This window comes from Methylomonas sp. Kb3 (assembly GCF_002834115.1).
Classification (GTDB): domain Bacteria; phylum Pseudomonadota; class Gammaproteobacteria; order Methylococcales; family Methylomonadaceae; genus Methylomonas; species Methylomonas defluvii.
In genome coordinates, this window is record NZ_PIZT01000006.1 from 1 (window position 1) to 14,088 (window position 14,088).

At 51.9% G+C, this 14,088-nt stretch carries 7 protein-coding genes; 5 read left to right on the top strand and 2 right to left on the bottom strand.

Features of this window, described 5'->3' with window-relative positions; translation table 11 throughout:
* Positions 1–3,476: autotransporter-associated beta strand repeat-containing protein (locus tag CWO84_RS04260; protein ID WP_205800339.1), on the bottom strand; the 3,476-nt coding region annotated here is incomplete at its 3' end.
* Positions 3,477–3,620: 144 nt separating this feature from the next.
* Positions 3,621–5,327, bottom strand: a complete 1,707-nt coding sequence (gene gspE / locus CWO84_RS04265) for a type II secretion system ATPase GspE (protein ID WP_101051864.1) — start codon at positions 5,325–5,327, stop codon at positions 3,621–3,623.
* A 398-nt stretch (positions 5,328–5,725) separates the two neighbouring features.
* On the opposite strand from gspE, the gene CWO84_RS04270 reads away from it, so the two are divergent.
* The 5 genes from CWO84_RS04270 to CWO84_RS04290 all read left to right on the top strand — a co-directional run bounded on the left by CWO84_RS04270 (position 5,726) and on the right by CWO84_RS04290 (position 14,074).
* Entirely contained in the window at positions 5,726–6,607 is an 882-nt protein-coding gene (locus CWO84_RS04270; protein WP_240617958.1) for a response regulator, read from the top strand.
* A gap of 42 nt (positions 6,608–6,649) precedes the next feature.
* A complete protein-coding gene (locus CWO84_RS04275; RefSeq protein ID WP_101051865.1) occupies positions 6,650–7,462 on the top strand; it encodes an HDOD domain-containing protein in 813 nt (270 codons plus the stop codon).
* A gap of 13 nt (positions 7,463–7,475) precedes the next feature.
* Positions 7,476–9,329, top strand: a complete 1,854-nt coding sequence (locus CWO84_RS04280) for an ATP-binding protein (RefSeq protein ID WP_033156715.1) — start codon at positions 7,476–7,478, stop codon at positions 9,327–9,329.
* A gap of 17 nt (positions 9,330–9,346) precedes the next feature.
* A complete protein-coding gene (locus tag CWO84_RS04285) occupies positions 9,347–11,527 on the top strand; it encodes an EAL domain-containing protein (protein ID WP_165385941.1) in 2,181 nt (726 codons plus the stop codon).
* Positions 11,528–11,770: 243 nt separating this feature from the next.
* Positions 11,771–14,074, top strand: a complete 2,304-nt coding sequence (locus CWO84_RS04290; protein ID WP_051669987.1) for a PAS domain S-box protein — start codon at positions 11,771–11,773, stop codon at positions 14,072–14,074.
* Positions 14,075–14,088 lie beyond the last annotated feature (14 nt).

The following is a 14,088-nucleotide window of genomic DNA, read 5'->3' on the forward strand; positions in this document are numbered from 1 at the left end:
GACAGCAGTCGTACGCCTGCCACTGTGTCGTTATGGCTGCCCAGAGCAAAGGTACCGCCGTTGACGACCAGATTGGATGTATTGGCAAGCACGTCACTGGCACCCAAGGCCAATGTGCCGGCATTGACTTGGGTGTTGTCGGTGTAAGTATTGGTCCCGCTCAGGGTCACGGTGCCGGCGTTGGTTTTACTCAAGCCCACACTGCCGCCCAACGCCGCGCTGACCGTGCCGGCTTGCATATCAAAGTCGCTGGTTGACGTTAACGCACCGGTGCCGGTAATCGAACCGGACGTTAATTGCACCCCGGCGACGGTGTCGTTGTTCGCACCCAAATCGAAAGTGCCGCCGTTGACGATCAAGCTGGAGGTGTTGGCAAGCACGTCACTGGCACCTAAAGCCAACGTGCCGGTGCTGACTTGGGTGTTGCCGGTGTAAATATTGGTCCCGCTCAGGGTCACGGTGCCGGCGGTGGTTTTGTTTAGACCGATATTGGTGCCACCTAGCTTGGCGCTGACCGTGCCGGATTGCACATCAAACGTGCTGTTCGACATCAGAGTGCCGGAGCCGGTAATCGAACCGGACAGTAATTGCACGCCGGCGACGGTGTCGCTGTTTGCGCCCAGATCGAAAGTGCCGCCGTTAACGATCAAGCTGGAGGTATTGGCGAGCACGTCACTGGCACCCAAGGCCAACGTGCCGGCGTTGACTTGGGTGTTGCCGGTATAAGTATTGCTGCCGCTTAGCGTCACGGTACCAGCGGTGGTTTTGCTCAAGCCCACGCTGCCGCCTAACGCCGCACTGATCGTGCCGGCTTGCACATCAAACGTGCTAGTAGACGTTAACGTACCGGTGCCGGTAATCGAACCGGACGTTAATTGCACGCCGGCGACGGTGTCGCTGTTTGCGCCCAAATCGAAAGTGCCGCCGTTGACGATCAAGCTGGAGGTGTTGGCAAGCGCGTCACTGGCACCCAAGGCCAATGTGCCGGCGCTGACTTGGGTGTTGCCGGTGTAGGTATTGGTTCCGATTAGCGTCACGGTACCGGCGGTGGTTTTGTTTAGGCCGATATTGGTGCCGCCTAGCTTGGTGCTGACCGTGCCGGATTGCACGTCAAACGTGCTGTTCGACGTCAGAGTGCCGGAGCCGGTAATCGAACCGGACAGTAATTGCACGCCGGCGACGGTGTCGTTGTTCGCACCCAAATCGAAAGTGCCGCCGTTGACGATCAGATTGGAGGCATTGGCGAGCACATTGCTGGCGCCCAAGGCCAACGTGCCGGCATTGACTTGGGTGTTGCCGGTGTAAGTATTGGTCCCGCTCAGGGTCACTGTACCGGCGGTGGTTTTGTTTAGGCCGATATTGGTGCCACCTAGCTTGGCGCTGACCGTGCCGGATTGCACGTCAAACGTGCTGTTCGACGTCAGAGTGCCGGAGCCGGTAATCGAACCGGACGTTAATTGCACCCCGGCGACGGTGTCGCTGTTTGCACCCAAATCGAAAGTGCCGCCGTTGACGACCAGACTGGACGTATTGGCAAGCACATCGCCGGCGCCCAAGGCCAACGTGCCGGCATTGACTTGGGTGGTGCCGGTGTACGTGTTGGTGCCACTTAGCGTCACGGTACCTGCGGTGGTTTTGTTCAAGCCCACGCTGCCGCCCAAATTGGCACTGACCGTGCCGGCTTGCACATCAAACGTGCTGGTAGACGTCAAAGTGCCGGTGCCGGTAATCGAACCGGACAGTAATTGCACCCCGGCGACGGTGTCGTTGTTCGCACCCAAATCAAAAGTGCCGCCGTTAACGATCAGACTCGAGGTATTGGCGAGGACGTCACTGGCACCCAAGGCCAACGTGCCGGCATTGACTTGGGTGTTGCCGGTGTAGGTATTGGTTCCGCTTAGCGTCACGGTACCGGCGGTGGTTTTGTTTAGGCCGATATTGGTGCCACCTAGCTTGGCGCTGACCGTGCCTGATTGCACATCAAACGTGCTAGTAGACGTTAACGTACCGGTGCCGGTAATCGAACCGGACAGTAATTGCAGCCCGGCCACCGTATCGTTATTGCTGCCTAGAGCGAAAGTGCCGCCGTTGACGATCAGATTGGAGGCATTGGCGAGCACATCGCTGGCGCCCAAGGCCAACGTGCCGGCATTTACTTGGGTGTTGCCGGTATAGGTATTGCTACCGCTCAGCGTCACGGTACCTGCGGTGGTTTTACTCAAGCCCACACTGCCGCCCAACGCCGCGCTGACCGTGCCGGCTTGCACATCAAATGTGCTGGTAGACGTTAACGTGCCGGTGCCGGTAATCGAGCCGGACGTTAATTGCACCCCGGCGACGGTGTCGTTGTTCGCACCCAAATCAAAAGTGCCGCCGTTAACGATCAGACTCGAGGCATTGGCGAGTACGTCGCCGGCGCCCAAAGCCAATGTGCCGGCGCTAACTTGGGTTGTGCCTGTGTAAGTATTGTTGCCGCTTAGCGTCACGGTACCTGCGGTGGTTTTACTCAAGCCCACGCTGCCGCCCAACGCCGCGCTGACCGTGCCGGCTTGCACATCAAATGTGCTGGTAGACGTTAACGTGCCGGTGCCGGTAATCGAGCCGGACGTTAATTGCACCCCGGCGACGGTGTCGTTGTTCGCACCCAAATCAAAAGTGCCGCCGTTAACGATCAGACTCGAGGTATTGGCGAGGACGTCACTGGCACCCAAGGCCAACGTGCCGGCATTGACTTGGGTGTTGCCGGTGTAGGTATTGGTTCCGCTTAGCGTCACGGTACCGGCGGTGGTTTTGTTTAGGCCGATATTGGTGCCACCTAGCTTGGCGCTGACCGTGCCTGATTGCACATCAAACGTGCTAGTAGACGTTAACGTACCGGTGCCGGTAATCGAACCGGACAGTAATTGCAGCCCGGCCACCGTATCGTTATTGCTGCCTAGAGCGAAAGTGCCGCCGTTGACGATCAGATTGGAGGCATTGGCGAGCACATCGCTGGCGCCCAAGGCCAACGTGCCGGCATTTACTTGGGTGTTGCCGGTATAGGTATTGCTACCGCTCAGCGTCACGGTACCTGCGGTGGTTTTACTCAAGCCCACACTGCCGCCCAACGCCGCGCTGACCGTACCGGCTTGCATATCAAAGTCGTTGTTTGAGGATAATGTGCCGGCACCGCTCAAAGTCGCCCCAGTATGCGCCAAACTGAAATTTGCTACAGTGGGCGAAATATCAAGAGCCACATTTTGGCCGACATTGATAGCCGCATCATCGGCCGCTCCGGGGCTTGCGGCACATGACCAGTTAGCGGGCGTAGACCAAATATCATCCCCACCTTGCCAGGTACAAACGGCAGCGTCGGCAGTTGAAAAAAATCCGATCAGCAACGCCGAGAAAGCGCAAGAGGCATCGGCGCCGACGCTGCGCGAACGTCGTTTGGCTATCGGTGGATTATTTGCAGACTCGGCTGGCGATTGGCACATCTTGAATCCATGATGTTGATTAAAAAGTGGGTTTTAGTCATATTCCACTTGACGCTATTTGTTATGGGTATGTTGGCTTTGTTATTCAAAGCCTTTCTAGGTTTAGATCAACGAAAGTTTGTTGTCGGGCGCCGATTAAACAGCTCAAGCTTCGGTCGTTACCCTTAATACCTCTTCTAAGGTGGTGATGCCCTGCAAGGCTTTGCCGACGCCGTCTTCGTACATGGTTTGCATGCCTTCCTGAATGGCAGTCTGTTGGATCACGAAGGCTTCTTCGTGCTTCATGATTTGCTTGCGTATTGTGTCGGTCATCGTCAAAAACTCGATGATTGCCAAGCGACCCTTGTAGCCGATGCCGTTGCAGGTGGGACAGCCGACTGGTTTGTGCAGCAGGATTTCGCCGGTAGGTTGCCACTGTCTAAGTTTCATTTCTTCTATCAGCGTGTCCGAGGCTGGGTGGGCTTGTTTGCAATGCGGGCACAGGCGGCGGACCAAGCGCTGGGCTAGGATACCGTTGATGGTCGAGCTAAGCAGGTATTCTTCCAGGCCCATGTCCTGCAAACGGGTAACACCAGCGGCGGCATCATTGGTGTGCAGCGTGGATAACACCAAGTGACCGGTCAGTGCCGATTGCACGGCGATCTTGGCGGTTTCCAGGTCGCGCATCTCGCCGATCATGATCACGTCCGGGTCTTGGCGGACGATGGAGCGCAAGGCCGATGCAAAAGTCAAACCAATTTGTGGTTTAGCTTGAATTTGGTTGATACCTTCCAGTTGATATTCCACCGGATCTTCGACGGTGATGATTTTGCGCTCGGAGGTGTTCAGGGTTTTTAATGCGGCATACAACGAGGTGGATTTACCGCTACCGGTCGGGCCGGTGATCAACAAAATGCCGTGCGGTTGCGCCAATACTTCCATGAAACGTTCGGCCTGCTTGCCGACGAAGCCGAGGGTTTCGAAATCCAGTACCGCGTTTTCCTTGTCCAGCAAGCGGATCACCACGCTTTCGCCGTGCAGGGTAGGGATGGTGGAAACCCGCAAATCCAGCTCCTTGCCTATCATTTGCAATTTGATGCGGCCGTCCTGCGGCAGGCGGCGTTCGGCGATATTGAGCTTGGCCATGATCTTGATCCGCGACAGCACGGCGGCGGTGGAAGCCACCGGCGGCGAGTCGATGTCCTGCAACACGCCGTCGATACGCAGGCGCACTTTCAGGCTTTGCTCGAACGGTTCGATATGCACGTCCGAGGCGCGGCTTTCCACGGCTTTTTGCAGGATGAAGTTCACCATTTTGATGATGGGCGCTTCGCTGGCTAGATCTTTTAGATGTTCAAGGTCTTCGCTGCCTTCTTCCTCGACATTCAGGTTGTCCATCAGCTTGTCCATTTGCGACTTGCCTTCGCCGTATTGCAATTCCAACGCGGCGTCTATTTCCGAAAGCTGGCCGATTTGCAATTTAATGGGTTTGCCGATGGCAAGTTGCAAAGCTTGCGTCACATAGTCGTCTTCCGGGTCCATCACCGCGACTTGGATCTGTTCGTCGTCCGCCGTCAGACCTACGGCATGGTATTGCTTTAAAAAACGCTGCGAAACACTATCCGGCAGCGGTGTTTGCGGCGGGTACTGTGCCGGACCTACGCGAGCAATCCCGCTGGCTTCGGCGAAGCTGCCGGCGATGTCGCTGTCCGAACACAAACCCAGTTTGATCAGCAGTTGCGGCACGGAGTCGTCCAATGCCGATTTTTGCATGCGGCGGACTTTACTCAAATCGCTGTCGGAGAGCTTACCTTTCTTTTTTAACAAGCTGAGAAAGGCGGCGTATTTTTCGGGGTTTTCCACGGTTTCCATGTTCACTGTGTCGGCCTAAACTTGCAGAACTCTGGCGCATTGTAGCGATTTTCCACTCAGTCCGGCAGTAATTGTTTATGGGATGGTGACTCTTGTGCCGCGTTAGAGAGGGAATGAGGCGCTGCTCGAACAGTTTCTTGTTTTTGGGGTGGCGAGTGTTGGGGATTTTGACGCCCTTGGGTTCCCGCTTTTGTCAGATCGCACCATGGTGAGTTGACGGTTAAATACTGATCAATTGCTTGGTAGGTTGATCATGATGGCAAGCCCCAATGGCTTGGCATCGCCCTTATACCTGCCTGCACCTTTGTCAAAAGCAAATGTCTGTAGCCATCCTTATATAAATTCAGATGTCAGATCATTTGAAGCGTTTGACCAAACGGGTATTGCCGATACAATCCATGACAAGCTCAACAAAACGTAAATATACGGCTATGGCAGAAAGTACTCACCCCCCTAGAACGTTGCTATTGGTCGACGACGAACCGAACATTATTAATGCGCTGAAACGTACGTTGCGCAGAGATGGCTACAGCATACTCACTGCCAATGGTGCGGAAGAAGCGCTTGATTTACTTGTCGATCATAAAATAGCCCTGATCATATCCGATCAGCGTATGCCTAAGATGAGCGGTGTGGAATTTTTGCGCAAAGTTAAAGAGCTCTATCCAAAAACCGTACGGGTGGTGTTATCCGGCTTTACCGATCTTGAATCGGTGACTGGCGCCATCAATGAAGGGGCGATTTACCGATTTATGACTAAGCCGTGGGATGACGAGTTGCTGCGTAAGAACGTTCGCGAAGCGTTTGAATATCATGAAATGGAACAGGAAAATCAACGGCTGACTCGAGAGCTCCAACATTCAAACGATTTACTTGCCAGACTTAATCAAAGTTTGGAACAACAAGTGATGCAAAAAACCCGTGAAATCGTACATAACATCAAAATGCTGGAAATATCTCAGGAAATACTTGAACATTTGCCGTTGGCTATTCTTGGCCTTGATGAACAACACATGATCGCCTCTTCCAATCGACTTGCGGACTCGCTATTCCAGCGTTATCCCAACGAATGCTTGCTTGGCCTGCAAGCAGAGAGTGTTTTGCCCGCCCCCTTATTGCATGTATTACAGCAAACCAAGGATTCTGAAACGGCAGCAGAATTTAACGGCAGCTGCTTAGATTTAGGCAATAGTAAGACCCTTTACGTGTGGATAAGCCCAATGGGTGAACTTAGTCAATCAAAAGGCACTATAGTGGCGCTTTCGTCAGTCAAGACATAACCTTGACTGTCTCAGAAAAGTACAGAGGTGGAGTTTGCCGATATGAATACGAAATCCCAAGCGACCCTGCTGGCTGATTTGCCGTCCTTACCCACCGTAATCATGGATGCCTTGCAGTTCACGGCAGACAAGCAAAACTTGTCCAATCTCGCCAACAAAATTAGTCAAGACCCACACATGGCGGTACGCATTTTGCGCGTCGCCAATTCGCCTTTTTACGGTAGGTCTCGAGAAATTGGTTCTTTGCAGGAAGCGGTGGTGGTGTTGGGGCTTAACCGGGTAAAAAACCTGTTGTTAGGTCTTGGTTTTATGAACCTGTTTCGGTTGGACCGCCAAGATTTCGACTACTCACAGTTTTGGCATCACAGCATGGCAGTCGCGGAGTGTGCTCGACAATTGGCGATTCATACCGGTATGGATCAGGATATTGCCTTTACGGCGGGATTGCTGCATGACATCGGGCTGCTGGCCATTGTTTTGTTATTTCCAGACGATTTTAGCCGTATTACTACGGGGCAACATCTCAATAGAATTGAAGCGGAACGGCACGTTTTGGGGTTTGATCATGCGGAGATCGGCTGCAATGTCGCAAAGCATTGGAATTTACCGATGGCGATTCAGTATGCTATCGAACAGCACGAAATCCCACGCGGGCAAGATGAAGGGAAATCGTTAGAATTGATGATCCATATGGCCAATTTTCTGGTACTTGCCACACAACGCGACGACCAGGCTTTTGAGTATCCGGAGTCTATTGTGCAGATACTTGAGATGCTGAACATTCCTCTTGACCAAGCCATAGACTGGGCTAATTCTAGTCAACAATTCGCCAATCAGGTCGTCGCCAGTCTATAAATTCGGGAGCATTATGTTATTAACTGAATCGCAACAATGGGACTGGATTTATAACCTCTACCAATTAGGGCAATCCGATGCGTTTGAAGAGGATACAAACAAGATATTCGAAAAATTACTGCGTCATATTGTAGAGGGATTTAGAGCCGATACCGGCTCATTAGTCTTGTATGAAGGCGAAGACAGCAGCTGTTTAACCATAGTCGCTGCGCTCGGTTTGCCTGAGGAATGTGTCGGCAGCGCGATACCCAATGGCAACGGCGTGATAGCTTGGGTATTGGCCAACCAGCAGGCGCTATTGATCAAGGGCGATATCAATAAAGACTCGCGCTTTCTCCGCTACCCACCCAAAACCAAAACCCGCATACCGGTTGCCTCCATGTGCTGGCCATTGCAGATAGGCCAGCGCTTGATTGGCGCATTATCGGTCAACAGTTTTAACGATGAGTGTAGTTACACGGGAGCGGATTTAGACCACGGACAAAAATTAGTTAATCCGATCACGCTCGTGATCGACAACATTAGGTTACATGGTGATCAACGCAAGCGCATCCAGCAGCTTGCCAACGCAAATCAACGCTATGCCAATGCCAACCAGCAATTAATAGAGGCTCACAAACGCTTGAATGAGTCGGAAAAACGCCTCAACGACATTTTAAATTCACTGGATAGCGTGGTCTGGTCGATGGAGCCGGTCACGATGAAATTGCTGTATCTCAACAAGGCCGCCACTGAGGTATCCGGTCGGCCGGTCGAGGATTTTTTAAATGATCCGCAGTTATGGCTGAATATTATTGACCCGATTGATAGAAAGCAGGTGGAAGCCAGTCTGGCCGATTTAAAGACTAACAGTATCCAGAAAGTCATCTATCGTATTCACCGCCCCGATGGCGGGCTTCGTTGGTTGTTTCATCGCATGTGCGCCGTTTGCGATGATGCCGGCTCACCGGTACGCATCGACGGCATCACTGTGGATATTACCCAGCATAAAAATGCCGAAGACTTGCTGAAACAGCGCAATCAGGAATTACAGACAGCCCTTGACACCATACAAGAAGTCCAGCAGCAATTGGTACAGTCCGAAAAAATGTCTTCCATCGGCCAATTGGCGGCGGGTGTCGCGCATGAAATCAACAATCCTATCGGCTATATCAACTCCAATCTCACTTCATTGAAAACCTACGTGGAAGATTTGCTGGCGTTGGTGGAAAAATATGAAAAAACTGAGGGGGAATGCGCCGACGGCGAACAACTTCGGCAAATTCAGGATTTCAAGCAGCAAATCGATCTGGGTTTTTTAAAAACCGATGTGCTCGATTTATTGGTTGAGTCTCACGAGGGAGCGTCGCGCGTCAAAAAAATCGTTCAGGATCTCAAGGATTTTTCGCATGCTGGCGGTGCCGACGAGTGGCAATGGACGAATTTGCACGACTGCTTGGATAGCACACTGAATATCGTCAATAACGAAATCAAATACAAAGCCAGTGTCGTCAAAGTATACGGGGACATTCCGCGTGCCTGGTGTTTGCCGCATCAGTTGAATCAAGTATTTATGAATTTGCTGGTCAACGCCGCCCACGCCATTGAAAAGGAAGGTACGATCACCATCCGTACCGGCAGCGAAAACGGCAGCCTTTGGGTTGAGGTCAGCGATACGGGGCAAGGTATTTTGCCCGAGCACGCCAATAAAATTTTCGACCCTTTCTTTACCACCAAACCGGTGGGCAAAGGAACGGGGCTGGGACTGTCCGTTTCCTACAGCATCGTTAAAAAGCACCAGGGCGAAATTAAGGTAGACAGCCGGATCGGCGAAGGCACCACCTTTCGCGTGGTATTGCCAAAAAAAGAACAGCCGGTCGACTTATGAATTTGCCGCCATCACCAATGACCAACGATCGGCGGGCGGCTTTACTGTTTGTCGATGATGACACCAATGTGCTCAAAGCCTTGCATCGACTGTTTCGGAATGAAAATTACACGCTTTATCTTGCGGAGGGCGGTGCGGAGGGCTTGACGGTTTTGCGCGAGCATACCGTTGATATAATTGTTTGCGATATGCGGATGCCGACAATGAGCGGCGCCGAATTTTTCGCTCAAGCATTTGAGCGATGGCCCGATACCGTGCGTATCTTGTTAACAGGCTATGCCGATTTAGAATCGACTATCCAAGCGGTCAACAAAGGCCGGATTTACAGTTATTGCACGAAACCCTGGAATGGCGAAGAATTAAAACTATTGATTCATAACGCACTGCAAGAAAAACGTTTGCGTGAAGAACAGGAACGCTTATCGGCTATCATCCGGCAACAGAACGATGCACTGAAAGCCATCAACGAACATCTGGAAGAAAAAGTCGAACAACGTACAGCAGAGCTGGCGCAAGCCAATAAAACCTTGTTGCTCCACAATCAAGCCATTGAAGCCGCACGCAATGGCATCACCATTACCGATGCCAGACAAGCCGGCAATCCCCTGGTTTATGCCAACCCGGCGTTTCAACGCATTACCGGTTACGACAAAGCGGAAGTACTTGGCCGAAACCTTTCGTTTCTGCTGGGCGAGGATCATGATCAGCCTGGCTTGGAGAGTCTCCGAATTGCAATTCGCCGGAAGACAACCGGCTATGCCGTTATCCGTAATTATCGCAAGGATGGCTCGTTGTTCTGGAATGAACTGGCTATCGCGCCAATCAAAAACGCCAACGATGAAGTGACGCACTTTGTCGCCATCGTCGACGATATTACCGAATTCAAATCCAACCAGGCACAGTTGGAATATCGAGCCAACTATGATGATCTAACCGGGCTGGTCAATCGCAATCTTCTTAATGATCGTCTAAATAACGCCATCAGTACCGCGCAACGCGAGCACAAAGTATTCTGCCTGTTTTTTATGGATCTCGATGACTTTAAAGTCATCAATGACACGATGGGACATTCGGTGGGGGATGAGTTCCTAAAAATCATTGCCGGGCGACTGCTGAATTGCGTCCGAGCTTGCGATAGCGTAGCGCGATATGGCGGCGATGAATTTGTCTGTGTATGTCCAGGCATCGCTAAAACCGATGATGCTGCTTTGATCGCGGCGCGAATCATTACCGAAATCTCGCAGCCTCTACAGCTCAATGGGCATACCCTGCATGGGGGGGTAAGTATCGGCATCAGTTTTTATCCTGCAGACGGGGCGGACAAAGAGACCCTGCTTCAGCATGCGGATACCGCCATGTATGACGCTAAGGATAAGGGTAGGAATAGCTTTAGTTTTTATACTGAAGCGTTCAACCAACGCCTTATGCAGCGTTTGATGCTGGAGGAAGACTTGCGCCAAGCTTTACGATTGGAGCAATTTGTCGTCTATTATCAACCCAAGTTCGATTTGCATAGTGAACAAATTAGCGGTATGGAGGCTTTGCTGCGCTGGAACCATCCGGAAAAGGGCTTGATTCCCCCCGATCACTTCATTCCATTGACGGAAGATACTGGCTTGATTCTGCCGATAGGCGAATGGGTGTTGCATACGGCCTGTTTGCAAGCTAAAGCTTGGCAGTTGGCGGGATTACCCGCCATCAATATGGCGATCAATGTTTCACCCAAGCAGTTGCATAGTCCCACGTTTGATCAAACTATTACCCGTGTTTTACGGCAAAGTGGATTGGACGCGAGTTTTCTGGATTTGGAGATAACCGAAGGCGCGGTGATGCAAGACCCGGATAATGTAGCCATTACTTTGACCCGGCTAAAGAATATCGGCATTCGGATTTCCATGGACGATTTCGGTACGGGTTATTCAAGTTTGAGCTACTTAAAACGATTTCCCTTCGATAATCTTAAAATAGACAAGGCATTTATCAACGATATTCCGTTGGGAGAGGGCGATGTTACTTTAGTGTTGACCATTATTGCGATGGCGCACAACTTTAAACTTAAAGTGGTAGCAGAAGGGGTTGAAACACAGGCACAGATGGATTTTTTGGCGCGGAATGGCTGCGATGAAATTCAGGGTTATTTCTTTAGCCGACCGTTGCCGGCTTTGGAAGTGGAGCAACTGCTGAAAAAAACCAACTGACCGGGACAGCCAATTTCGCTTATTCGCGGATAACGGGATTTTTCATCTAATGATCATGAAATAAGCCGCGTAACTTTGGCAAATAAAAGTTTTTTGTAGCAGAAAAACCGATAATGAATGCCATTCGGCGGACTGCCCGCACGTTCCCCAGGAGACTATTTTTACCATACTGACATTAGCACCTGATTTTGAATTATAGATTATGATTAGCCCTAGTGGCTAAACCGAGGTGGGGTACTCGCTATGCTTGAATCGAAAGCTGAAACTCTGCGGATACAAAAGCTGCACGAATACTGCATCCTCGACACGCCCCCCGAATCAAACTTTGACGACATTGTCCGGCTGGCAGCACTAATGTGCGATACGCCTTTTGCGGTGATCACACTGGTCGATAGTGACCGCGAGTGGTTCAAAGCCAAAAAGGGCATAGCGGCCAACGAACAACCCAGAGACTGCGGATTCGGCACACCAACCCTATCACACCTGGATGTGTTGGTTGTAACGCATGTCGAGCATGACAGTCGCTTCGCGGCCAATCCCCTAGTGGTTTCCGAGCCGCATATCCGTTTCTATGCGGGCAGCCCGATTCTAGTTCCCACTGGTGAAGCATTAGGCGCACTTTGTGTGTTCGACGTCGTACAGCGCGAGTTAAGCGTCAATCAACTTGATGGCCTCAAGATGCTTGCCGGCCAAGTCGGTACAGCCTTGGCGCTTAGACAGAAGGAAAAAAGCCGGTCGGACATCCTGGAAAAACCCACGGCCCAAGCCTTGCCGGCTGACTTGGGCCGGCAAGATACAGCGCACAACGCCGAACATTTTAACGGCTCCATATTGGATTCCTTGTCAAAACAATACTGTGTGTTGGATGGAGCTGCCAATATCTTGAAAGTCAGCAGGCCTTGGCTTGATTTCGATCAGGCATACGCCGGGGATAAAGCAAGCCTTCAACCCGGACAGAATTATCTGGCCCTGCTGGACACCGGGCTGACCAACGATAGGGGCGGAAAGGCGTTCGCAGAGGGTATTAGGTCGGTTTTGAACGGCGCTTTATCCAGCTTTTCGCTTGAATATCCTTATTACACCGGTTCCGGTCAGTTATGGTTTGCAGGGAAAGTCATCCTGTTTCCCGACCAGAATTTAGCCCGGCTTATCGTAATCCATGACAATATTTCCGAACATAAACAACGTGAGGAGCGGTTGCGGCAAGCAGTGGAGTCGGCGCCGAATGCCATCGTGATGGTGAATGAGTCCGGCACCATTGTTATGGTGAATGCGCAAACGGAAGCCTCGTTCGGTTACGCGCGAACCGAACTGATCGGGCAGAGGGTGGAGATGTTGATTCCGGAACGTTTTCGCGGCGGGCATATCGGTTTCCGCCGGGCCTATCTTGCCGATCCGGTTTCGAGGCCTATGGGGGCCGGACGCGATTTGTACGGGCTACGCAAGGACGGCACCGAATTTCCGGTCGAAATCGGCCTGGGGCTGATCGAAAGCCATGAAGAAACCCTGGTGCTCAGTTCGATCGTCGACATTACCGAGCGCAAGCGCCTGGAACAACGATTCCGGCAAGCGGTGGAGTCGGCGCCGAATGCCATCGTGATGGTGAATGAGTCCGGCACCATCGTGATGGTGAATGCGCAAACGGAAGCATCCTTCGGTTACGCGCGAACCGAACTGATCGGGCAAATGGTGGAGATGTTGATTCCCGAGCGATTTCGCGACGGACATGTCGGTTTCCGCCGGGCCTACCTAGCCGATCCGGTTTCCAGGCCGATGGGAGCCGGACGCGATCTGTACGGGCTACGCAAGGACGGCACCGAATTTCCGGTCGAAATCGGCCTGGGTCTGATCGATGACGATAACGGCATCATCGTCCTCAGCTCCATCGTTGATATTACCGAGCGCCAGAGTGCCCACGATAAGCTGAAACAAACCCTCAACGAGAAAGAAATGCTGCTTAAGGAGGTCTATCACCGGGTCAAGAATAACCTACAGGTGGTGTCCAGCCTGATCAACCTCCAAGCCGGCAATGTAACGAGTCCGGAGACCGCCGATTTACTCAAACAAAGTGCTGATCGCATCAAAGCCATGGCCTTGTTACACGAAAAACTTTATCAATCCAAAGACTTGGCCAGGATAGATTTCAACGAATACATTCGTAGCCTATCCGACCATTTGCTGTTCGGCTACGGCGCGTATTCCGACAAGCTCAAGCTCAACATGAAGATAGACAATGTGTTTCTCGATGTCGATACCGCGATACCCTGCGGCTTGATCATCAACGAATTACTGTCCAATGCCATTAAGTACGCATTTCCCGGAGATCGGCGCGGCGAAATCGGCATCGCTTTCACACAGGAGCAAGGCGAATACATCCTGATAATCTCCGATAACGGCATCGGCCTTCCCAGCGAAATGGATTTCAAAAAAAGCAGCTCGCTGGGTCTGCAATTGGTTGATACCTTGACCAATCAACTCATGGGACAGATGAGCCTGGATCGGACAAACGGATCCACCTTTACTCTGCGTTTTACTAAAACTTGTTAAGCGGGAGGGGCTCC